Below are 22,941 nucleotides of genomic sequence, written 5' to 3'. Positions count from 1 at the left end.
TATTAATCATTATCAAACTGAGGCATAAAACCCATACCTTTAGATTTGGGGATATACGCCTCATTTTATGTGGGATTTTGCGAACGTTTTCTCTTTTTTTTGAAAGACGAACATACGTTCGATTTGATAAATTTAACATAGGGGAGGTGAAGAAAATGAGTCTGAAAAAGAAGAAGAAAAAAGAGGCGTCTGGAGACATTCTAATTAGAAAATTTCCAATGCGTTTAGCTGAAAGTGAAAGAAAATTGGTTGACAGATTAAGAATAGAGTCGGCCAGACTTTGGAATGACATTTTGGATCTACATTGGTGGCTCTATGATGTATACAAACTTTGGACGAATGCATCAGATAAGAAAAAATGGTTTAATGCTAAATCTCACAATCTTCATTCTCAAACTATCCAAGCTATCATCGAATTACACGAAGAAACTTGTGAACGTACAAAAATACAAAGATACGAGGGAAATAAAAATTGGAAGTATCCTTGGAAGTACAAGCGTTTCTTCTCTGTGAAATACAAAAAATCAGCCTTAAGTTTAGAATCAAATGGGTATTTAAAATTAAGTAATGGAGGAAAAGAAAAACCGTTGTATGTTAAAAAACCGAAGCATATTGATTTCGGTTCGATTAAGAATGCAGAAATCGTTTGGCACCAAAATGAATATTGGCTCCACTTGGGTGTAGAATTGACGAAAAAAGAAAAAGTGACAGGTAAAAATAATGCTGGCGGAGACTTAGGTATCATTCACGCCATCACGCTTTCAAACGGTAAAAATCATCTCATCATTACTGGGAAAGAGCTTCGTTCTTTACACCGATTTAGAAATAAAACTTTAGCGAAACTCCAAAAGAAAATTAGTAAAAAACAAAAAGGTTCTAATGCTCGTTATAAATTGATTCTTCGTAAACGCCGTTTTCTAGAAAAAATGGAACGGAAAATCGAATACATCGAACATTGTATCTCTAAGCAAGTAGTGAATTGGTGCGAAGAGAACCAAATCAAGACGCTTTTCATAGGGACACCTGAAGGTATTCAAAGAGGAACGAAGAAAAAGAGAAAAACCAGAAAAATACAAAGTCAGCAACTATCCAATTGGAGTTTCGGAAGGCTGACAAAATTAATCACCTATAAACTGAAATTGATAGGTACCGAGGTTTTAGTGCAGGAAGAGAGTTACACTTCAGCAACCTGTCCGAAATGCGGAACTTACACTAAACAGAGTAGTCGTAAATTTAACTGTTCTTGTGGAGAAAAAGGCCATCGTGATGTAGTGGGTGCCATAAACATATTGGACAAAGGATTGAATGGAGAAATAACGAAAGGAAGAAACCTTCCTAAAATCGAAAATACCAAGTATCGTCGAGTGAATCTTGTACCGATTGCCAAAAGCAAGAAGTATAAGCTAACAGTGGCGTAGTGCCTATGATTGGGCTGCGGTATGTGGTTTTAACCACATGTCGTAAAGAACTGGAGAGGTAGTAAGACCTGGAGGCTCCGGCCGAAAGGGCAACCTTGATGAAGGTTTGAAAAAGAATCCCCTGCATTTATGCATGGGGAGAAGTCAACATTGTGTTATACTGATTGATAGATGATTGGAATGAAGAAAAAGGAAGGCGAAGGGTATGTCCATCAGTAGTCGTTTCTCTGTAGGAATTCATATATTATCCTTGTTGGAAGTTAATAAAGATGAAATCAACACTTCTGAATTTATTGCTAGAAGCGTTAACACAAATCCTGTTGTGATTCGAAAAATCATGGGGATGCTTAAGAACGCCGGTTTGGTCCATGTAAGGCCCGGTATCGCCGGCGCCGGATTGGCTAAGGGGTTATCGGAAATAACATTATTGGATGTTTATAAGGCAGTTAATGTTGTATCAGATAATGAGTTGTTTAGCATCCATGAGGAGCCAAATCCGGCTTGTATGGTCGGGAGAAATATTCAAGATACAATTGGTCCACTTTTCTCCACTGCGCAATTGGCCATGGAAAAAGTTCTGGCTAATGTGACGATCGAGGATGTTGTAAAAGGAATTTTGGAGAAGGAAAAACAAGCTCAATAAAAAGAGAGCACTTATGATCAATTCACGAGTGCTCTCTTTTTTTCACCTATTTTATCTTATCCAGTGCTTCCCCAAGCGTTTTTACTAAAAAGTTTAAATCCTTTTGTTCAATACTTAATGGTGGTGCAAGGGTAAGAACATTGTTATATCCGGCAACTGTTGCTCCGTTTTTACCAATGATAATGCCTTTTTCCTTGCAGACGGCGATTACCTGGTTAACAAGGCTGACGTCAAGGGGCTCTTTTGTGCCCTTATCCTTTACTAACTCAATACCAATTAATAGGCCCTTACCACGGACGTTGCCGACGTACGGGTGGTCTTTGAGAAGGTCATTTAAATCATTTAACACTTGTTCTCCTAGATCCCGGGACCTGTCAAAAAGCTTTTCTTTTTCCATAATTTCGAGGTTTTTCAAAGCTAACGCGCAGGCTGCCGGATTTCCTCCAAATGTGTTGACATGACGGAAATAGTCGTATTCCTCGGTTCCTTTAAACGCTTCATATATATCCTTGCGTACAGCGGTTGCTGATAGCGGCAGATACGCACTTGTTATCCCTTTTGCCATCGTTATTATGTCAGGTTTGACCCCATAGTTCATAAAACCGAACGGCTTGCCGGTACGTCCAAATCCGCAAATGACCTCATCCACAATTAGCAGCGCCCCGTGTTTTTTGCAAACCTCCTGGGCTGCTTTCATGTATCCATCCGGCGGGACAAGAATGCCGCCTCCCGTAATGATTGGCTCCATGATCATCGCAGCAATCGTTTCACTTAACTCCCAAGTCATCGTTTTATCAATCTCTTGAACGGAGGATAATTTCATTGGATCGGACACATTCGTATCATCGCGGTAAGAATCCGGCGGAGATACATGGATAAAGCCTGATGCAAGCGGTTCATACTTATATTTCCTTTGCGCCTGGCCCGTGGCAGCGAGCGCCCCAAAGGAATTTCCATGGTAACCACGGTACCTGGCGACAATCTTATAGCGATTGTGATCGCCTTTTTGCTGGTGGTATTGGCGCACGATTTTAAAAGCAGTTTCATTTGCTTCAGAACCGCTGTTTGAGAAGAATATTACATAATCATCACTAAGCATTTCGTTTAACTTCTCTGCCAGCTTTATGGCCGGAACATGGCTTTGTGTAAGGGGAAAATAGGCCATTTCCTTTAATTGCTCATAAGCGGCATCAGCCAATTCCGTTCGTCCGTAGCCAATATTTACACACCAGAGGCCGGACATCGCATCCAAATAACGCTTCCCATCTACATCTGTAATCCAAGAACCTTCCGCCTTCTCAACAACAATCGTCGCATCCGGACTGTATGGACGCATCGCATGCCAAACATATTTATCATCATTCTTCACCAACGATTCCTGCGAACGGTCCGTTTGAACCATCACACTTCCCTCCAATTCTAACAGTTATTTATACTTATGCGTCAAATCGTGATGTGATCATTTTCTTCCGGGTGTAGAAATTGAGTCCGTCTTTGCCGTTAACGTGAAGATCGCCATAGAAGGAATCCTTCCAGCCTGAAAACGGGAAAAAGGCCATTGTGGCTGGGACCCCTACATTGATTCCGAGCATTCCCGCCTCTGCCTCCTCGCGGAACTTCCGGATCGCTTTAGCGTTATTTGTATAAATGGTGGCTCCATTTCCATAACGGGACCTGCGAATAAAATCCAAGCCTTCATCCAAATCTTGGGCACGCAGCAAGCTCAAAACCGGTGCAAAAATTTCATCCTTCGCAATGGTCATCTCTGGAGTAACATGGTCAAAGATGGTTGGGCCTAGGAAGTTGCCCTTTGGAAGGTCACTCATTTCCTTTCGGCCATCCCTAATTAACTCCGCTCCCTCTTCTATGCCTTTTTCAATATAGCCAAGGGCCTTATCACGGTGTTCCTTGCGAATGACCGGGGTTAATAAAGCTTCTTCATCCATGCCGCTGCCGATATTTAATTTGTCAGCTTCCCTCTTTAATGCTGCGACAAACGCTTCGTTATCTCCCACGACAACGACTGCACTGCAGGCCATACAGCGCTGTCCGGCGCTGCCAAAGGTTGCACTCATTACATGTTGAACAGCCTTTTCTATATCCGCATCCGGCATGACAATATGATGGTTTTTCGCACCGGATAAGGCTTGAACCCGTTTGCCTTCCCTAGCAGCCCGCTCATAAACGTACTTTGCCACCGGCTGTGAACCGACAAACGAAATGGCGGCTACGTCCTTATGCTCAATCAAACCGTTTACGACATCATGCGCTCCATGCACGACATTCAAAACACCCTTCGGTGCCCCCGCCTCCGCAAACAACTCTGCTAATCTATTTGCTAGAATTGGCGTCCGTTCAGAAGGCTTTAACACAAAGGTATTACCGCAGGCGATGGCGAGCGGAAACATCCATAATGGCACCATCATTGGAAAGTTAAAAGGCGTGATTCCCCCGACAACACCCAACGGATAGCGGAACATTTCCGAATCAATGTCTTCAGCGATACCAGACAACGTCTCACCCATCATTAATGTCGGTGCTCCGCATGCAAACTCGACACACTCGATTCCGCGCTGCACCTCCCCGTAAGCTTCCTTGTAAGCCTTGCCATTTTCGTGAACAATTAAGCGGGCTAATTCTTCATGGTTTTCTGTTAAAAGATGGTGATACTTATAGAAAACACGGGCTCTTTTCGGGACCGGGACATTCTTCCATGTCATAAACGCTTCCTTTGCGGCAGCCACTGCCAGATTAACATCTTCCTTGGATGAAACAGGCACCTTGATTAAAAGTTCATTTGTGGCAGGATTCGGTACATCCAGCGTCTGTCCGCTTGCCGAAATCACCCATTCCCCATTAATAAAATTCTTTAAAACCGCAGTATCATTTTTTGTCACGCTCATCCTTTATCCTCCTTCTTATATATATAGCTTATAAACTATTATCTCTTATCCTTGAAAAGCATTCATTAGACAATTCGTAAAACGGCAAAGAGCAATTCATCGACAGTGTGACATCTTTAAAGGTCTAAAAAGACGCGGATCATGATATCCCTAGCGTACCTGATTAATTTTATTCGGCTGTGATGCTGTTAGGTAATCATGAACGAGCAGCATAAATTCAATTGCCACCCTCTTCTCACGCTCCATAAAATCCTCACCAAGAAGGTTTTCCAACTTTTGCAGACGGTGATAAAGGGTCTGCCTGACAATATAAAGCTTATTGGCGGTTTCCTGTTTCGAACCGTTACATTCTAAATAAGCCTTCAAGGTTTTCAACAGCTTCGCATTATATTTTTGATCGTATTGAATAACTGGCTCAAGATACTCCGAGGCCAATTCCTGTAAATCTGTCTGCTTGCTCAGCTGCGAAATTAGTCTGTATAAATGCAAATCTTCATAAAAATGATAGATTTGCTGCTGTGACATATTTTTTTGAATTCGCAGTGTTTCCTTGGCAGTTTGATAGCTTTTATGTACCTCGCATAATGAATCCGAAAACTTTCCAGCAGCGGCAGTAAACCGCGCTGATGTTTGTTTACGGAAAAATTCGGAATTTCGGATAGAGTCAATCGAATTTTTAACCCGTTCCTTCAAATTCTTCTTGGCACGGTTATTGATGAGAATAAAGATGAGCTCATTCCTTTTTTCAACGATAAAAACAGTAAAGCCGTTTTGTTCAAAAACCGAGCGAAATAATAGCTTTAGATAGGTTACGTCATGATTAGATTTTTCTTTTACCGGGAACAGCTTCGAAATGACCACTACCGCTTCATTTGTTTTTACTGTCAACCCATTTTCAACGAGGTATTCCTGAATATCTTCGAGTGAATGCTCACCTTCAAGCCAGCCGTGCAGCCATTCGAATTCTTCTGCCCTCTTCTTTTCCTCTACATATAAATCCCTTAATAAATGCTGGGCTAAAGCTGTTGCGGTTCGGTCCAGTATCAATAAATCGTATTCGCTGATTGGGATATCTGCAGAATAGATCGCTAATAACGCGTATTCTTGCCCGAATAAGAATACAGGTACAGAAGCGATGCGGCCGCTTCCTTGTTCATTTGTACTTAGCAACTGCTCGAGAATTTTGGCTTGTTCAGCAGAGGAGATATTCGGAACAAATTCATATTCTTGATTTTTTAAGCGAAAAATAATTTGAACATCCAATGCTGAAAAAATAAATTGCAAAATGTCCTCATATGTTTCGATGGTTAGAAGCCGTTTATTTAGGCTTTGCGAATAATTTTCTAAATCAGAAATTTTTTGGTACTGCTGGCTGATAATCACAGAATGAATGTCCTGGGTGATTTCAACAAACGGAACCTCCTCTTGAAAAATAATTATCGGGAATTGGTGTTGATTGGCAATTGCAATGACTTCTTCGGGAATTTCTGAAATATAAGTTTCCATTTCAATACACAATCCTGCTGCCTGATTTTCAATAAACTCTTTCACCATGGAAATAAACAGACTGGGCTGATCCTTCCAAGCAACACCCGTTGATAAAATCAGTTCTTGACCTTTTAAGAGATTCCGAATACTTGTTACTTCGACTACATGCACCCATTTGACAAACCGGGTCAGCCCCTCCTGTCCGGCAATGACACGTGTATTGTCAAAGTGCTTTCTAGTTAAAATATCTAACACTTTAAGCTGGAATTGTTCTTTCATCCCGCAGTTCTCCCCTAAAAATGTCAGCTGAATTTCGGAAAAGGACTGGCTTGAAGTCAATCCTTTTCCGAAACCATTATTTGCCCATTGAATTCTGTTTGATTAAAAGGCTGGAAAAATATTTTCGCGCATTTGCATTGCTTATCAACAAAGCTTCTGTAACGTTTCCGTTTGGATGTACAAATTCAACAGTAGCCCCATCCAAATGCTCATTTACAGAATGTATTCGATATCCCTTTTGGATGAAAAAGTCTATTTTGTCCCTTTCCGTAAGAAATTGTTGATGCTCAGACATGTCCTGCCTCCTCTAATATAAATCGAGATTTTCCGGAAGTTCTTCAGCAGCCGGTTCATAGATGCGTTCCTCTTCAATAACCCAGTCACGTCCTACTGAAATTCCTAAATATTTTTCATCACTCGGCTCTTCAATTTCGGCTTGACGGAATAGTTTAAACCACCAATATTTAGCCAGAACATAATAAACGGCTGCACCTACAAGAAAGCCGACGAGAAAGCCATATTCCGGGACAAAGTAAGAAGCTGCTGCCCCAATAATCCAAGCAATAAATCCGGCAGCGTTTACTCCGCCAAGGTATTTAAATTGCCCATGATCTTCATATAGTTCAGGAACATTGACCCTTCTTTTTCGAATCAGATAGTAATCGGCAAATAAAATACCAACGATGGCCGAAAGGATTCCCCCTACAAATAAAAGAATCGGGATAATAACACCAAACAGCTCCCACGGCTGAACGACCGTTCCGACGATGCCAGCTGTAATGACACCGGCCCAAAATGGAAACTTAGGACCGCCTACGTTTGAAAAAATGGTTGCAGCAGGAACAACATTGGCTGCTGTATTGGTTGACCATTGAGCCAACACAATCATTAATAGTAAAATGGCAAGAATGAAGCCGCCGGCAGCCTTCTGCAGAGCCACCACAGGATCATAATTTAGTACCGCAATATATGAAACTGCACCAATAATAATCATAAAAGTCTGTGTTAATGGCATCGCCACAAGGTTACCAATCAACGAGCCTTTATTCCGTTTAAACCAGTTCTTTTCGTTGGCAGGTGCCTTAATAAACCGAGATATCGTTGGAATATCAGCACTTAATGTCGCCCAAAAGCCCATGTTGGAAAAAATAACGACCAAAAACGCCGTAAAAGCAGCACCGCCAGTAACAGGTGATTCCACCCAGCTCCAAACGTCCCTTCCGGCTGCAGCAGCCTGGTCTGATAACGACACGTACATCCAGAGCGAGATTATAAGAATAATTGGAGCAGCCAAATCCGCAAATCTCTCAATCGATTTAATCCCCAAAGCAGTGTTGACCAACTGAACAACCGCAAAAATCAGGAAGCAAATAAACCAGTTATCAAAGCCAAATAAAATATTTAAAATACCGTTCATTGCTGTTGCCCCAAAATAGGTGTTAATCCCAAACCACATTGACGCCGTTACACCCCGGGTAATAGAAGGAATATGCGTTCCGATCGTGCCGAACGGCGCCCTCATATAGACCGGAAACGATAACCCATGTTCAATCCCAATGTCCGCGATCAAAGATATAAAGAAACCAATGGCAAGACTTCCGATAATTGTTGCAAGGATAACCCAAGGCAGCGATAGGGTCATGACTCCCGCTCCGCCAATGGCGAAGGTGGCAAGAACGACGACCATTCCCACCCACATAAAGGAGTAGCCTAAATTGGTGATTTTCCGGTCCTTTTGCTGGATGGGCAATAAATCGGGTGATTTTAAATGGCTTTTTTTCATATGAACACTCCAATTCGGTTAAATTTTTATAAAAAATTTAATGAAAACAACCGACATGAATAATTCATTAATGGGGCAATCACTCGAGCACGCCCGAGCAATTGCAGGAGTGGTTCAAGAATAAATTAGGTTTGCTAGATTGATAGTGTTTCATCCTGAGTTACCGGTGAAGTTGACCTATATTTCTCCCTTTTTAAGTATTGACCAGAGCCTGGCTTGCCGACGAACTGCTTGTCGCGGACCACGTATTCGCCGCGAACTAGAACAGAAACTGGCTCTCCGGTGACTTTCATTCCTTCGAAGGCATTGTAGTCCACGGCCATATGATGGGTTTCCGCTAAAAGCACCCGCTCGATGTTCGGGTCAAAAATGACAAGGTCGGCATCAGCACCAATGGAAATCGTTCCCTTTTTCGGGAAAAGGCCAAAAAGCTTGGCAATCCGTGTCGAGGTAATGTCCACAAACTGATTCAGACTGATTCTTCCCTTCTTCACCCCCTCCGAGAATAAAATGGTAAGACGATCTTCAATCATCGGTCCGCCATTTGGAATCTTCGTAAAATCGCCACGTCCCAGGTCCTTTTGGCCTTTGAAATCGAATGAACATTGGTCGGAGCCCAATGTTTGCAGCTGGCCGCTTTTTAACGCATTCCAAAGGACATCCTGATTCCATTTTTCACGGAGCGGCGGCGACCAGACATATTTTGCACCCTCAAAATTTGGTTTTTCTAAATAACTTTGATCAAGAACTAGATATTGCGGGCAGGTTTCCCCCCACACCTCATACCCTTTAGCTCTTGCTTCGGCTATTTTTTCAACCGCATCCGCACAGGAAACATGAACGACGTATAATTGAGAATTGGCCAGACCGGTAAATCGGGCAGCGCGGCCAGTCGCTTCACCCTCTAACTCCGGCGGTCTTGTTAAGGCATGATAAATCGGATCCGTGTTCCCTTCCGCGAGGGCTTTTTTCGTTAAGTAATCAATAACATCCCCGTTCTCGGCATGGACCATGACCAGCGCGCCTAGGTCCTTTGCCGTCACTAGCGTCTTAAATAAGGTCTCATCATCCGCTTGGAAGACGTTTTTATACGCCATAAACACTTTAAAGGAGGTGATTCCTTCCTCATTTATAACTTGAGGTAATTCATTAAGTACTTGATCATTGATTTCGCTAATCATGAGATGGAAGCTATAATCAATGACCGCTTTATCCTTGGATTTGTTATGCCAGGTTTGAATCGCGTTTTTTAACGGTTCACCTTTATTGGTCAGGCAAAAATCGATGATCGAGGTTGTGCCTCCGAAGGCAGCGGCAATCGTGCCCGATTCAAAATCATCCCTCGTTACAGTACCGCCAAATGGCATGTCTAGATGGGTGTGTGGATCAATTCCTCCGGGGAAGACGAGGCAGCCTTTTGCGTCAATCACTTCTGCTCCAACAGCTGAAAGATTGGCCCCAATTTGTGTGATTTTGCCGTCTTCAATTAATATTTCTCCTTTAAACGTATCGGCTGCTGTAACAATCGTTCCGTTTTTAACAATCTTTTTCATAGGTTTAGCCCCTCCTAATCTATCATTTAGTTGTATCCACTTTGCAAGTTATGGCTGTGTTAATAGCAGCCTGACGTTCATTCCAAGTCATAGGCGGCATTTCATTCGGGACTTCAATCATATCAATTGCCCCATCTACGGGACAGACAATTGCGCATAAGTTGCAGCCGACACAATCCTCTTCCCGCACCTTCAGATAGCTTTTTCCTGATGCATCAGAAAGCATTTCAATACATTGGTGCGATGTATCCTCACAGGCTATATAACATTTGTTACAGTTAATGCAAACATCCGTATTGATTTTCGCCACGATATTGTAGTTCAGATCAAGATTTCCCCAATCCGAGTATTTCGGCACTGATTTGCCGATAATGTCAGAAGCAGCAGCGATTCCCTTGCCGTCCAGGTAATGATTCAGCCCCTCAATCATATCTTCGACAATCCGGAAGCCGTGATGCATAGCGGCGGTACAGATTTGGACTCCGGTTGCCCCCATCAGCATAAACTCAACCGCATCCCGCCAGTTGGAGATGCCGCCGATTCCGGAAATCGGGACATTGATTTGTGGATGTCTGGCGCACTCTGCCACCATATTTAAGGCAATTGGCTTTACGGAAGGACCGCAATAACCGCCATGGGCACCCTTCCCGGCGACATGCGGGATCGTATTCCAAGTATCAAGGTCCACGCCCATAAGGCTGTTTATCGTGTTAATCATACTAATGGCATCGGCACCGCCGTTACAAGCCGCTTCCGCAGTTGCTGTAATATCGGTAATATTCGGAGTTAGCTTGACGATAACAGGTGTTTTTGCCACTTCTTTTACCCAAAAGGTTTGTTTTTCTACAAGGGCCGGCACCTGACCTGAGGCTGAACCCATGCCCCGCTCTGCCATGCCGTGCGGACATCCGAAGTTTAGCTCAAGTCCATCGACCCCGACAGCCTCGACACGTTTAACAATTTCATGCCATTTTTCCTGCTTCGGCTCGACCATCAGGGAGGCGATGATGGCATGGTTTGGGAACTTCTTTTTTGTTTCATAGATTTCTTTTAAATTGACATCGAGCGGACGGTCAGTAATCAATTCAATATTGTTAAAGCCTGCGACCCGCTGGCCGTTAAAGCTGATGGCAGCAAAGCGGGAGCTTGTATTCAGAATGGGATCCCCGAGCGTTTTCCAGACGGCTCCTCCCCACCCTGCTTCAAAGGCCCTTTGAACCTGATAGCCTGAATTTGTTGGTGGTGCAGACGCCAGCCAAAATGGATTTGGCGAATTGATCCCTGCGAGGTTAATCCGTAAATCAGCCATCAAATTTCCCCCTTTAAAGTTTTCATGAGATTAATAGACTCGTGTCAAGTAGTTCCCACCGTTGTAAATTGTTTGTGAATGGCATAAGCCACTTCTTTTCCTTGCTGGGCAGCCGTCACAACCATGGCTTCCCCTTGTCCTTTGCCAAAAATCACATCGCCGCAGGCAAATATGTCTGGATTTGATGTCTGCAATGTAACCGGGTCAACCTTAACCACCCCTCCGTCGTGCTCCAATCCAAACTGCTCAATTAAGAAGAGATGTCTTGTTTGTCCGATAGCTTTCACCACAACATCAACTGGAATGATATGTTCTGACCCGACAACCGCTACAGGACGGCGCCGTCCATCCGCCTCAGGTTCACCTAGCTTCATCTTTAAACACTCAATTCCTGTCACCTTGCCGTTCTCATTTCCAATAATCCTTTGCGGTGCAGTCAGCCAGCGAAACTCGACACCATCCTGCTTGGCAAACTCATATTCAAAATCGTAGGCTGTCATTTCATCTACGGTTCTTCGATAGAGGATCTTCACGTTTTCAGCCCCTAGCCGAATGGAACAAGTCGCACCATCTATGGCTGTATTCCCAGCACCAATTACAACCACACGCTTACCCACAAATTCATTAGACAGTTCCCCACCCTTGGTAGCTTTGACAAACTCAATGGCATCATAAACCCCATCCAGCTCCTCGCCTGAAATGCCGAGCCCTGGCACATGTCCCATTCCAGCTGCAAGGACAATCCGGTCAAATCCTTCCATTAATTCTTCAATCGTAATGTCCCTTCCTACCATCGTATTGGTTCGGATCGTAACGTTTAATTTTTTCACCTGCTCGACTTCCCAAAAAGAAATACGCTGCGGCAACCGAAACGAGACAATACCATAGGTATTTAAACCGCCAGCCTTGTTGGCAGCTTCAAATACAGTCACTTTGTAGCCCAGCCGTGCAAGCTCACGTGCTGCCGATAATCCGGCCGGTCCAGCCCCGATGATCGCTATTTTCTTTCCGTTTGATTCACCTTTTTCAAATAGAGTTTGGTTATTGTGGATGGCCCAATCTGTCGCATAACGCTGCAGATTGCCAATCATGATTGGTTTAGTGGAGTGATTCAGTACACAAGCTCCTTCGCAGAGTTCCTCTGTCGGGCATACCCTTGCGCAGCTTGCTCCTACCGGGTTAGCCGACATAATCGTCTTTGCAGATCCCAGCAAGTTTCCAGAGGCAATTTTTTTAATAAAGGCAGGAATATTGATGCCCGTTGGACAGGCTTTGATACATGGGGCATCATAACAGTAGAGGCAGCGATTAGCTTCATCTATCGCTTCTTGATTCGTAAGTCCCGGCTCAACCTCTTGAAAGTTTTTTTCGAGATTCGTTAAGGAAATTCGTTGTATTTTTTCGATTACCAAATAAAAGCCCTCCCTTTTTGTTCATTAAACAACATTAATGAAAGCGCTTTAATATATAATTTTTTTAACCCCCTTTTTCAATATATATTTTACAAAAACACTGCATACTCCATTTATTTTACAGTTTGTAAATCGGCATTACACCTTACATCCTGTTAAATAGTTCTCCCTATTCATTAATCACTATGTAAAAAAAAATCCTATCAAATACATAAATATTATTAGCTGTACTCTTTTCTGAATACTTTTTCAATTTAACACAATTCATCTGAAAAAAATGTAAAAAAATGGCGTATTGTCAATTATCCTTACAAACTTTTTTATCGACAATTTTTTCAAAATGAAAAAAGTGCTCCAAAAGGAACACTTTTATACTGTTAAGCGTTGAAATACTTGGCAAGTTCGATAATCATTGCGCCCATTCTTTCATTTTCGGGAACGACGAGACGGTTCACACCTTCTTCTCTTAAGGCTTCAGCGGTAACTTTTCCCACTGCTGCGGCTACTACGTTTTTATTCAAGGACTGTACTATAAAATCAAAAATATTATGCTCCCGTGCATAATCAAAAAGCGAGTGAACCTGTGTTGCCGTAGTAAAACATACAGCATCACATTCAGTAGTCATTAATTCTTGAGACAATTTTTCAACCATCTCCTGCTCAGGCGCGATATGCTGATAAGGGAGGATTTTTTGGACCGACCCGCCTCGGCTTTCAAAAAACGACGTTAACGTCGGTGCCAATTCTCCGTGCAGCTGTATCATAATTTTTTTATTGGAGAAATCATAGGACTCAAGTGCTAGAGCTAATCCCTTCGTAGTACCATCCTCTGCTGTGGCAACCGGTTGTACTGCTAATTTTTTTAGCGCCGAAATCGTTTTATAGCCTCTTACCGCCACCTTAGCCTCACGCAGTCTTTTTAAGAAAAGCTCCTCCAAACCGAGCTTTGCCGCTAAACTAACGAGTGTTTCAGTTCCAATTCCGGTCGTAAGGATTACCCAATCAGCCCCGTTTTTTACAAATTTAACTAGGTCAGACTCCACTTCTTTTTCAGCTAAAAAAACTGTCCCTTGGAGGGGCCGGACGATTGGAATTCCGCCTTGTTTCTCAATGATCGTACTAATCTCTTCGATTTTTCTTGATCCGCAAATAATAATCTTCTTCCCTCTCAACCCTTTTTCGTTCATATTTAACCCCTTCTTATTTATGTATAAGCTTATATAATTTTTCCAAGCCATCTAATAGTCTTGGTGATGGACGACAGTATAGTTCCTCCTCGAGGATGAGTATCCGATCATCTGTCAAATAGTTTAATCGTTCATAACCGAGCCGCTTCTTGACAACATTCTTTTGAACCTTCTCCCTGCGGACGCCTACCCAGGCGAGACATATAAAATCAGGCTTCCGGTTTAACACATCTTCCCAATCTGTCTGGACGCTCGCCAAATCCACATCTGAAAAGACGTTCTGGGCACCTGCTGCTGAGGATATTTCAGTCAGCCAATTGATTTTTCCCGGCGTGAAAATCGGCTTTGGCCACCATTCCCAATATAATGCCGGATGATTCGTTACCTTGGCGGCTAAGGATTTTATGGCGTCGAGCCTTTCGCGAAATTGCTTCGCGGCCGTCGTCCCCCGTTCCGGCATTCCAAGTATTTCAGCGGTTATAATTAAGTCCCGCTCAATATCGTTTAATGATTGCGGGTTTAAAACAATATGTGGGATCCCCCGCTCCTTTAGGGCCTCTACATTTTTCTCCATTCCGGGTACACTTAGTGAAGCCAGAACCATATCTGGCTGCAGTTCTTCAACTAAGTCCATATTTATTGATAAATCGGGCCCCAATTTAGGCAAAGCTAATACAGATTCAGGCCAATCTGAAAAATCGTCAACACCCACTAAAAGGTGTGTCAAGCCCAGGTACTCTATCAGTTCTGTATTACTCGGACATAACGAAATCACTCGCAAAGCTTCCCCTTCTCCCTTCCGAAACATCTCATTATTCATTATATATAAAAACCAGGCATCCGAAAGGAATACCTGGTAAAAAATTTGGTGCGGATTAATTTCCTGCTAATTTAGTTGTTACCTTGGTACCTGCTGGCTTTGTTTCACTAGGATCCTCCGCCTGCTTTGCCCGCTTAATAAAGAAGGCGAGGACTAGTGCAACCGCAGAGATAGCAGTCGCAAAGATGAAGGAGTAATTAATTCCATCTAACATGGCTTTCATCATAATTTCTTGTTTCACTTGCGCGATAACTTCCGGTGTTGGAGACTGGGTAGCGTTTTTCATGGCTGCCTGCGCAGCAGCCCCAAGTTCCTCTGCCTTTGCAGTAGTCCTGTTGGTCATAACCGTTACTAACAAGGCAGTACCAATCGCACCAGCCACCTGGTTTAAGGTATTGTTCATTGCTGTTCCATGTGGATATAAGCGGGCTGGTAATTGATTTAAGCCATTCGTTGATACCGGCATCATGACCATCGACATGCCAAACATCCGGACGGAATATAGAATAATCAAGTGTGTATAGGAAGTATGCAGCTCAAGCTTAGTAAACATAAAAGTTGTTACTGTCAATATAGTTAAACCGGTAAGCGCCAAGATACGGCCGCCAAACTTATCGAACAATTTTCCTGTGATCGGCGACATGATGGACATCAAAATCGCTCCAGGAAGCAGCATCAATCCCGCATCCATTGGCGAAATGCCGCGAATGGTCTGAACGTAAATCGGAAGCAAAATCATCCCAGAAAACAATGCCATATTGACAACCATGGCGATTGCAGAAGATAAAGCAAACATTGGGTATTTATAAACTCGGAAATTCAGTAAAGGATTTTCTTGCTTTAGCTGTCGCAAAATAAACACAATCAAGCATACGACTCCAATAATAATTGAGCCATAGACAATAGGGTCATCCCAGCCGCCTTGGCCCCATGTACTGCCGCCTGTATCTCCTGAAGTATTTCGCTTTCCAGCGGAACTAAATCCATAAAGGATTCCGCCAAAGCCAAGACTAGATAACGCAAGTGAAATTATATCAATACGCATATTCACTTTTTCTTTTTTATCCTTCAGTAAGAAAAAGCCGATTAATACTACAACGACGGCTATTGGTGTAATAAAGTGGAAGAGCATTCTCCAATCATAATGTTCAATAATCCAGCCTGAAAGGGTAGGCCCAATGGCTGGTGCAGACATTAAAATGAGGCCGAACACGCCCATTGCCGTTCCCCTTTTTTCAACTGGGAAGCTTACTAACATAACATTCATCAAGAGCGGCATTAAAATGGCAGAACCCGAAGCCTGCAGCATCCGTCCGCCTAATAATATAGGAAAAACGTGAGCAGTACCTGCGAGAATTGTCCCAGCTAAAAATAATAGCATTGCCGATAAGAACAATCGTCGAACTGAATATTTTTGAATTAAATAAGCGGTGGATGGAATTAAAATTCCGTTTACGAGCATAAAGCCGGTGGTCAGCCACTGCACAGTTGATGCTTCCACGTCCAAGTCCTTCATTATTGAAGGCAAAGCAATATTTAATAATGTATTATTTAAAAACGCTATAAAAGCACCAACCATTAACACCGCTATAATGCCATATGGCGGCTGGCCGGACTTATTTATGGTTTGATCCATTCTATTTCCCCCTATAAACTAGTTGTTCATTTTTTTATACCCCTGTTTCATACTTACATAATAATATACGCGCTGTTCAATTTTTGCAATAAAAAAATCTGCGTGTTTTATTGGTTTGTAAACTAGTAAAAATTCAGGTACTATGAATTTATACACTCGGTACAAAAAAAAATCAAGGTGATAAATGATGAATGAACGAAAAAAGCATGTTGTCAAAATGGCCCATCAGCTATTTATTGATAAAGGGTTTCAGTCAACATCGATTCAGGATATTTTAGATTACAGCGGCATTTCCAAAGGGACCTTTTATAATTACTTTTCCTCCAAAAATGAATTATTAATTGCTATTTTTAAATCTGTTTATTCGGAATTAGCGACATTACGAAATGAGTTATTAATGGGCCAAGACCGTTCAGATATTGAAATCTTTATTAAGCAGATTGAACTTCAATTAAAGACGAATCGAAAAAATAAGTTAATCACCCTTTTTGAAGAGGTGTTGGTTTCTAATGATGCCGACCTAAAGCAATTTATTGAACGGGGAAAAGTAAAGAACATACATTGGGTTTACCTGCGTTTAATTGATCTTTTTGGCGAAAAAAAGAAAGACTATTTATTAGATTGTGCCATTATGTTTATGGGAATGCTTAGAGAGAACTTAAAGTTTTCGCTATTGACCCATGATTCAAATGCCAATCTCAGCCATGTAGTACGCTATACAGTTAACCGGTTAGTAAATATGGTGAATGAAGTGGCGGTACAGGATGAGCAATTAATTAGTCCGCTGACTTTGGAATCCTGGTTCCCTGATTGTAAAAAAAATCAGCATGATTTTCAAAAGAGGATTCATCATGGCATATTTACCCTCAAAAACAAATTGGGCCAAAATGAGCAATCTGCCTCTATTAGCCTATTGGATTTTATTGAAGAAGAGCTGCTGGATACAAAAAAGCCTCGTAAATTCCTAATTGAAAGCGCCCTTTTTTCTTTAAATGCACAACTACGGGGCATTCTGAAGGAAGACCTAAAGAAATTGGAAAGTATAGTTGAAGATTTTTTTATCGGTCTTGATAAAACTGATAAGTAAAATAGAAAAAGCAGTCCTTTTACCCGGTTTTGGTAAAGGAACTGCTTTTTTCATTAATTACCCCTTTTGGACAAATGTGCTAGGCATGACAACTGCAACAACTTCACCTTTTGCACACAGAGTTTCATCTGCAAAAACTTCAGTTGTCACCTTAAATTTCTTAGGGTGAATCTCCTCCACTATGCCCACCGCTTTTAATGGTATGCCATGTGGAGTTGGCTTCATAAAATTGACATTTAAGGATGCCGTGACAAAACGAGGCGGTTCAGCCCCTTCCCCCGGTTCATGGCCATTTTTCCGGTGCAGGACAAGAGCTGCTGAACCCGTACCATGACAATCAATTAAGGAAGCAACAAGCCCTCCATAAACAAAACCCGGCAGCGCTAGATGTTCAGGTTTTGGGGTATAGATGGTAACGGTTTTATCCCCGTCCCAGCCGGTCCGAAAGTGATGACCTGCTTCATTTAATCTTCCGCAGCCATAACACCAGGCAAAATCATCCGGATATTCGTCCTGAATCGCGTTTAACACCAATTCCCCCATTTTACTTGCCCCCTAAACTCTTTTTAACAAATCTCTATTTAATTCAGTAACAGAGCGTTTACCGGATAAAGCAAGTGTTAAGTCAAAATCGGCGATTAGGTTTCTTAAAACTTGTTTAACCCCGTCTTGACCCGCCAGAGCCAAACCGTACATATATGGACGTCCGACCAAAACTGCCTTCGCCCCTAACGCAAGTGCTTTAATAATATCAGAGCCTCTTCGAATTCCGCTGTCCATTAGTACTGGAATTTCACCGTTTACAGCGTCGACGATATCCGGTAAGGCATCGATTGCAGATATGGCACCGTCGACCTGTCTGCCGCCGTGATTGCTGACGATGATTCCATCTACACCATGTTCTACTGCAAGCCTTGCGTCTTCAGGATGTAATATTCCTTTTAGTAGAATTGGTAAGGAGGTTTGAGCTTTAATGAATTCAAGGTCCTCCCATGTTAAAGTCGGATTGCCGAAAACCCTCGCCCACAGCATGATAGCCGCTTGCAAATCCTCTTGTGGAGATTTGTCTAGTCTTGAACAGAATACAGGGTCTTCCAAATAATTGCCGATTCCCTGAGCATCCAGGAATGGCAGATAGGCATTCTCAATATCCTTTTCGCGCCATGCCATCATCGGTGTGTCCAAGGTGATGACGATTGCATCATAGCCAGCTGCTTCCGCCCTTTTCACCATACTCGCTGCAATTTCCCTATCTTTACTCCAATATAATTGATACCAGTGGGGAGCTTGTCCCATCTCACCAGCTATTTTTTCCAAACTGTATGTAGAGGCTGTACTTGCAATGAACGGAACATCCATGGCTGCTGCTGCCCTGGCTGTTGCGAGTTCACCTTCAGGGTGGACAATAGACTGAACCCCAACTGGTGCCAACAAAACTGGGTAAGCCAATTTTTTGCCGAATAACTCGATGCTTAAATCTCTAGAAGATGTATCGCAAAGCATTCTAGGGACAATTTGCCATTTTTCAAATGCCTTGTTATTTTGCTTCGCCGTGATTTCGGCACCCGCTGAAGCAGCTACATAATAATAGGGCTTATTTTCTAGCTTTTCCTTAGCCTTTGCCTCTAGTTCTTCGTAGGATACCGGAATGATATTTTTCTCGTACTGCTGATAAACCTTGAATTGGACGTGATTACCGAAACTCATTTTTACTTCCTCCCCTATGAATTTTTTTAAATGCTTTTTTAAAATAATGTTTATCGAAAACGTTTACATTGTCATGATATCATTGGAAAAATAGCTTGGTCAACGAGTTGACGAAATATTATAAAAACATTTTTTATTTTTATTGGAAATAGAAAAAGAAGGAAGTTGAGCATCTTCCTTCTTTTATATTACAAAATGTCAATCTTGTTCAGTAAATATAAAGGATTAAAGGGGCGAATACAGACATAATGATGGCAGCGGTAATCATAGCAATGCTTCCCATAGCACCTTCGAGTTCTCCCCACTCAAATGCCCTCTTGGCCCCGATTGCCTGCGCAGAAGTTCCCAATGCCAAGCCTTTGGCAATTCCACTTTTGATACGCGCGTACTTTAACATAGAAGGCCCAATAGTAAGGGATAAAATACCGGAAAACAGAACGAACATCAAGGTTAGTGAAGAGCTTGCTCCAACCGATTGTGAAATAGAAAGTGCAATGGGTGCAGTAACTGATTTTGGAATGAGGGTAATCATTATTTCCCTATTTACATGGAGCAAGTTGGTCAAAAACACAACCGTCGCCACACCCGTTATTGTACCTGACAGGACTGACCATAGAATGACCAAAAAATATTTTTTTATTAGCTTGATATGTTTGTATAAAGGAATAGCCAATGAAACAGTGGCTGTTCCCAAAAGCAGGGAGAACACCCCAGAACCAGAAGTATAATCCTTCATATTTAAGTGGAACAACGAAATCATCGAAATGATGAAAACTGTAACGGTATATAAAGGGTTTAACCACGGCTTTTGATATCTCTTAAAAACTTTCAATCCGATTAGGTAGCTGATTACCGTGACAGCGGTACATAAAAGGATGCTTTCAATCATTTTTTCCATTTTGCCTCCCCCTCTTTGTTTTTATTTCGAAAAACTCTGCCATTCCCGCCGTAACAAGCAATACTGCGATGCTGCTGGCTGCGAGTATGGCAGTCAGTTTTAATCCTTCAACTCGAAAGATTCCCGTATAATGCCAAACTCCAACGGCAAATGGAATAAATAGGAGTGTAATATGTTTGATATGGAGCTGTGCTATAGCTTCGACCCATTTAAGTTTACAGACCTTTAAGGTCAAACCGAGGAATAAAAGGGCCATTCCGACTATGCTCCCAGGAACAGGAAGATTAAGCCAGTGCACCAATCCATTTCCAATCAGATAAATCAAAAGGATTGTGATGAATTGAACAAAATAATTAACCATCGGTTCCCACCCTCCTGTCAGCTCATTTTTATCGTTTAACGAGCAGGAATCGTTTTAATAATGCAAGTATGGCATATCGTGAAGGAACATTCTGCAAAGTTGTAAGGTTATCTAACACTGAAATTTAAATCAGAGCTGATGTTTGTGAGATATCCTAACTTTTTCTATAAAATAAAGTTGACTAAATTTTTAGGTGAATCATATGATAAAATTTAGGAAAGCTAAATATTTTAGGGGGAATACATGTATGGATAGAACAATCGAAAAACGGCTGAGCAGGTCCGAAGTACCCGAGGATTTCACTTGGAATCTCAGTGATTTATTCCCATCTTTAGAGGCATGGGAAGCAGAGTTAGACATAATAGATAAAGAGATTGCCTTCTTCGATCAGTATAAGGGTACTTTACATACAAGTTCTAAAGCCTTGCTGGATTGCCTGTCGGCACAGGAGCAGCATTCGATGCGGATTATCAAAGCTTGGACATATGTGAACTTAAAGCAATCGGCTGACGGGTCAGATCCGGTAAACCAAGCCAATTCTGCAAAATTTGCTTTATTACGGACAAAGAGTATTGCTGCCCTATCGTTTATCAATTCGGAAATCCTTGATTTTGAAAAAGGAATCCTTGAAAAGTTTTTTCAAGAAGAGGCTGGGTTAGAACCATTCCGAAAAAATTTAAATGAGCTTTTAGTAACGAAAAAACATCGGCTTTCCCCTGAAACAGAAGAAGCTCTTGCCGCACTCGGGGACGTTCATGGTGCCCCCTATCAAATTTATCAAATGACAAAATTGGCAGATATGGACTTTGCGACAATTCAAGATTCAAACGGAAATGAGCTGCCGGTCTCCTTTGCCCTTTTTGAAAGCCGCTATGAGTTTTCGGAAGATACAGATGTTCGTCGTAAAGCCTATAAGTCTTTTGTTTCGACGCTTAAACAGTACACGAATACAATGGCAGCTACTTATTCGACAGAGGTGAAAAAGCAAGTTACACTTGCCCGCTTACGCAATTATGAATCTGTCACTCACATGCTCCTGGAGCCTCAGCAGGTTTCGCTTGAAATGTATAACAATCAGATTGATATCATTTTTAAAGAATTGGCTCCGCACATGCGCAGGTTTGCACTTTTGAAGAAGAAAGTCTTGGGTCTTGATGAAATGCTTTTCTGTGATTTGAAAGCACCGCTCGATCCGGATTTCAATCCAAGTACCACCTTTGAAGAAGCCAGCCAGGTAATCTTGGAATCTTTGAAAGTCCTGGGACCTGAATACTGTGAAGTAATTGAAAGAGGTTTTAATGAAAGATGGGTCGACCGAGCGGACAATATAGGCAAATCAACCGGGGCCTTCTGTTCAAGTCCTTACGGGGCACATCCGTATATCCTGATTACTTGGCAGGATAACATGCGCGGCTGTTTTACCCTTGCACATGAGTTCGGCCATGCTGGACATTTTTATTTAGCAAATAAGAATCAACGAATCATGAATGTCCGCCCTTCGATGTATTTCATCGAGGCTCCTTCAACCATGAATGAAATGCTGCTGGGCCAGCATTTATTGGTAAATTACAAAGATGACAAGCAGATGCGCCGCTGGGTTGTTTTGCAGTTATTAGGAACCTACTATCATAATTTTGTCACTCACCTGCTCGAGTCTGAGTATCAACGTAGAGTGTATGCTTTGGCCGAAGAAGGCAGGGCGTTGACTGCGAAAACATTAACAGAAGTAACTGGCACTGTTCTTTCCGAGTTCTGGGGAGACACGGTGGTGATTGATGAAGGTGCCCGCCTGACCTGGATGCGCCAGCCGCATTATTATATGGGCTTATATCCGTACACTTACTCCGCAGGACTAACTGTTTCCACGGCTATGGCGCAGATTATCCAGGAAGAAGGCCAGGCTGCAGTTGACAGATGGCTCGACGTCCTTCGCGCTGGCGGAACCATGAAACCATTAGAATTGATAAAACATGCCGGCATTGACATGTCTAGCCCGGAACCAATCAAGAAAGCGGTAGCTTATGTTGGGTCACTAATCGAGGAACTTGAGCGGTCTTACGAATAATTGGATTGGGTGTCAGGCATTGCAAAAAGACAAAATGTCCACCTGAGGCGGACATTTTGCCTTTTTTGTAAATGATTGAATTTCATAACCACTGGAGCTCCCATTTCTTCAGCCGTTTGGGTGTTATGAACCTTTTATAACGACCGGAGCTCTGATTCCTTCGGGCATTCGGGAGTTATGATCCCTTCAAAACGACCGGAGTTCTAATTTTTTCGGGCATTCGGGAGTTATGATCCCTTCAAAACGACCGGAGTTCTAATTTTTTCGGGCATTCGGGTGTTATGGAGCCCTTCATAACGACTGAAGTTCTAATTATTACGGTCGATCGGGTGTTATGAGCTCTTCATAACGCCCGGAGCTCTGATTCCTTCGTGCGTTCGGGAGTTATGATC

The 22,941-nt window shown here is 42.4% G+C and carries 19 protein-coding genes; 4 read left to right on the top strand and 15 right to left on the bottom strand.

What is annotated here, in order from left to right; all coding sequences use genetic code 11:
* The first annotated feature begins 155 nt into the window (after window positions 1-155).
* Entirely contained in the window at window positions 156-1,418 is a 1,263-nt protein-coding gene (locus KHB02_RS12375) for an RNA-guided endonuclease InsQ/TnpB family protein (protein WP_213140004.1), read from the top strand.
* A 205-nt stretch (window positions 1,419-1,623) separates the two neighbouring features.
* Entirely contained in the window at window positions 1,624-2,061 is a 438-nt protein-coding gene (locus KHB02_RS12370; protein ID WP_213140003.1) for an Rrf2 family transcriptional regulator, read from the top strand.
* A 46-nt stretch (window positions 2,062-2,107) separates the two neighbouring features.
* Here the strand turns inward: KHB02_RS12370 and KHB02_RS12365 are convergent, their stop codons facing one another.
* From KHB02_RS12365 to KHB02_RS12315, 11 genes are all read right to left on the bottom strand, one after another.
* On the bottom strand, window positions 2,108-3,463 hold the full coding sequence (locus tag KHB02_RS12365) for an aspartate aminotransferase family protein (protein WP_213140002.1): 1,356 nt from the start codon (window positions 3,461-3,463) through the stop codon (window positions 2,108-2,110).
* Window positions 3,464-3,497: 34 nt separating this feature from the next.
* On the bottom strand, window positions 3,498-4,964 hold the full coding sequence (locus KHB02_RS12360; RefSeq protein WP_213140001.1) for a CoA-acylating methylmalonate-semialdehyde dehydrogenase: 1,467 nt from the start codon (window positions 4,962-4,964) through the stop codon (window positions 3,498-3,500).
* Window positions 4,965-5,114: 150 nt separating this feature from the next.
* Window positions 5,115-6,731 (bottom strand): PucR family transcriptional regulator, encoded by a 1,617-nt coding sequence (locus tag KHB02_RS12355; RefSeq protein ID WP_213140000.1) that lies wholly within the window; start codon window positions 6,729-6,731, stop codon window positions 5,115-5,117.
* A 76-nt stretch (window positions 6,732-6,807) separates the two neighbouring features.
* Window positions 6,808-7,026 (bottom strand): hypothetical protein, encoded by a 219-nt coding sequence (locus tag KHB02_RS12350; RefSeq protein WP_213139999.1) that lies wholly within the window; start codon window positions 7,024-7,026, stop codon window positions 6,808-6,810.
* Window positions 7,027-7,038: 12 nt separating this feature from the next.
* Window positions 7,039-8,514, bottom strand: coding sequence for an NCS1 family transporter (locus tag KHB02_RS12345; RefSeq protein ID WP_213139998.1), 1,476 nt, complete (start codon window positions 8,512-8,514; stop codon window positions 7,039-7,041).
* 134 nt (window positions 8,515-8,648) lie between these two features.
* Window positions 8,649-10,067 carry a dihydropyrimidinase gene (gene hydA / locus KHB02_RS12340; RefSeq protein WP_213139997.1) on the bottom strand — a complete coding sequence of 473 codons (1,419 nt, stop codon included), beginning with the start codon at window positions 10,065-10,067 and terminating at the stop codon, window positions 8,649-8,651.
* Between the two features lie 22 nt (window positions 10,068-10,089).
* Window positions 10,090-11,376, bottom strand: a complete 1,287-nt coding sequence (preA, locus tag KHB02_RS12335; RefSeq protein ID WP_213139996.1) for an NAD-dependent dihydropyrimidine dehydrogenase subunit PreA — start codon at window positions 11,374-11,376, stop codon at window positions 10,090-10,092.
* A 44-nt stretch (window positions 11,377-11,420) separates the two neighbouring features.
* Window positions 11,421-12,788, bottom strand: a complete 1,368-nt coding sequence (locus tag KHB02_RS12330) for an NAD(P)-dependent oxidoreductase (RefSeq protein WP_213139995.1) — start codon at window positions 12,786-12,788, stop codon at window positions 11,421-11,423.
* Between the two features lie 377 nt (window positions 12,789-13,165).
* Window positions 13,166-13,975, bottom strand: coding sequence for a uroporphyrinogen-III synthase (locus tag KHB02_RS12325; RefSeq protein WP_213139994.1), 810 nt, complete (start codon window positions 13,973-13,975; stop codon window positions 13,166-13,168).
* Between the two features lie 13 nt (window positions 13,976-13,988).
* Window positions 13,989-14,756, bottom strand: coding sequence for a cobalamin-binding protein (locus tag KHB02_RS12320; protein WP_213139993.1), 768 nt, complete (start codon window positions 14,754-14,756; stop codon window positions 13,989-13,991).
* A 94-nt stretch (window positions 14,757-14,850) separates the two neighbouring features.
* The gene (locus tag KHB02_RS12315) at window positions 14,851-16,431 is read right to left on the bottom strand and encodes a DHA2 family efflux MFS transporter permease subunit (protein ID WP_213139992.1); all 1,581 of its coding nucleotides are present in this window, start codon (window positions 16,429-16,431) and stop codon (window positions 14,851-14,853) included.
* 184 nt (window positions 16,432-16,615) lie between these two features.
* On the opposite strand from KHB02_RS12315, the gene KHB02_RS12310 reads away from it, so the two are divergent.
* Window positions 16,616-17,518: a TetR/AcrR family transcriptional regulator gene (locus tag KHB02_RS12310; protein ID WP_338088284.1), complete on the top strand. Its 903-nt coding sequence runs from the start codon at window positions 16,616-16,618 to the stop codon at window positions 17,516-17,518.
* Window positions 17,519-17,575: 57 nt separating this feature from the next.
* Here the strand turns inward: KHB02_RS12310 and KHB02_RS12305 are convergent, their stop codons facing one another.
* From KHB02_RS12305 to KHB02_RS12290, 4 genes are all read right to left on the bottom strand, one after another.
* Window positions 17,576-18,061, bottom strand: coding sequence for a PaaI family thioesterase (locus tag KHB02_RS12305; RefSeq protein ID WP_213139991.1), 486 nt, complete (start codon window positions 18,059-18,061; stop codon window positions 17,576-17,578).
* 12 nt (window positions 18,062-18,073) lie between these two features.
* A complete protein-coding gene (locus tag KHB02_RS12300) occupies window positions 18,074-19,225 on the bottom strand; it encodes a lactate 2-monooxygenase (protein ID WP_213139990.1) in 1,152 nt (383 codons plus the stop codon).
* A 208-nt stretch (window positions 19,226-19,433) separates the two neighbouring features.
* The gene (locus KHB02_RS12295; protein ID WP_213139989.1) at window positions 19,434-20,123 is read right to left on the bottom strand and encodes an LrgB family protein; all 690 of its coding nucleotides are present in this window, start codon (window positions 20,121-20,123) and stop codon (window positions 19,434-19,436) included.
* On the bottom strand, window positions 20,107-20,484 hold the full coding sequence (locus tag KHB02_RS12290) for a CidA/LrgA family protein (protein WP_213139988.1): 378 nt from the start codon (window positions 20,482-20,484) through the stop codon (window positions 20,107-20,109). The genes KHB02_RS12295 and KHB02_RS12290 overlap by 17 nt, the downstream gene beginning before the upstream one ends.
* A gap of 247 nt (window positions 20,485-20,731) precedes the next feature.
* Between KHB02_RS12290 and pepF the strand changes: the two genes are divergently transcribed.
* Entirely contained in the window at window positions 20,732-22,549 is a 1,818-nt protein-coding gene (pepF, locus tag KHB02_RS12285) for an oligoendopeptidase F (protein ID WP_213139987.1), read from the top strand.
* The last annotated feature ends 392 nt before the right edge of the window (window positions 22,550-22,941 follow it).

Source organism: Neobacillus citreus (assembly GCF_018343545.2).
Lineage (GTDB): Bacteria > Bacillota > Bacilli > Bacillales > Cytobacillaceae > Neobacillus > Neobacillus citreus.
The sequence above is the reverse complement of the archived record's forward strand: the minus strand, read 5'-3'. Positions and strand labels throughout refer to the sequence as shown.

Bases quoted from the DNA above. Each gene is read 5' to 3' on its own strand.
- KHB02_RS12310 (WP_338088284.1), top strand. From the start codon at position 16,616: ATGATGAATGAACGAAAAAAGCATGTTGTCAAAATGGCCCATCAGCTA.
- KHB02_RS12355 (WP_213140000.1), bottom strand. From the start codon at position 6,731: ATGAAAGAACAATTCCAGCTTAAAGTGTTAGATATTTTAACTAGAAAG.
- KHB02_RS12375 (WP_213140004.1), top strand. From the start codon at position 156: ATGAGTCTGAAAAAGAAGAAGAAAAAAGAGGCGTCTGGAGACATTCTA.
- KHB02_RS12315 (WP_213139992.1), bottom strand. From the start codon at position 16,431: ATGGATCAAACCATAAATAAGTCCGGCCAGCCGCCATATGGCATTATA.
- pepF (WP_213139987.1), top strand. From the start codon at position 20,732: ATGGATAGAACAATCGAAAAACGGCTGAGCAGGTCCGAAGTACCCGAG.
- KHB02_RS12365 (WP_213140002.1), bottom strand. From the start codon at position 3,463: ATGGTTCAAACGGACCGTTCGCAGGAATCGTTGGTGAAGAATGATGAT.
- KHB02_RS12360 (WP_213140001.1), bottom strand. From the start codon at position 4,964: ATGAGCGTGACAAAAAATGATACTGCGGTTTTAAAGAATTTTATTAAT.
- KHB02_RS12350 (WP_213139999.1), bottom strand. From the start codon at position 7,026: ATGTCTGAGCATCAACAATTTCTTACGGAAAGGGACAAAATAGACTTT.
- KHB02_RS12345 (WP_213139998.1), bottom strand. From the start codon at position 8,514: ATGAAAAAAAGCCATTTAAAATCACCCGATTTATTGCCCATCCAGCAA.
- KHB02_RS12295 (WP_213139989.1), bottom strand. From the start codon at position 20,123: ATGGAAAAAATGATTGAAAGCATCCTTTTATGTACCGCTGTCACGGTA.
- preA (WP_213139996.1), bottom strand. From the start codon at position 11,376: ATGGCTGATTTACGGATTAACCTCGCAGGGATCAATTCGCCAAATCCA.
- KHB02_RS12300 (WP_213139990.1), bottom strand. From the start codon at position 19,225: ATGAGTTTCGGTAATCACGTCCAATTCAAGGTTTATCAGCAGTACGAG.
- KHB02_RS12305 (WP_213139991.1), bottom strand. From the start codon at position 18,061: ATGGGGGAATTGGTGTTAAACGCGATTCAGGACGAATATCCGGATGAT.
- KHB02_RS12325 (WP_213139994.1), bottom strand. From the start codon at position 13,975: ATGAACGAAAAAGGGTTGAGAGGGAAGAAGATTATTATTTGCGGATCA.
- hydA (WP_213139997.1), bottom strand. From the start codon at position 10,067: ATGAAAAAGATTGTTAAAAACGGAACGATTGTTACAGCAGCCGATACG.
- KHB02_RS12290 (WP_213139988.1), bottom strand. From the start codon at position 20,484: ATGGTTAATTATTTTGTTCAATTCATCACAATCCTTTTGATTTATCTG.
- KHB02_RS12370 (WP_213140003.1), top strand. From the start codon at position 1,624: ATGTCCATCAGTAGTCGTTTCTCTGTAGGAATTCATATATTATCCTTG.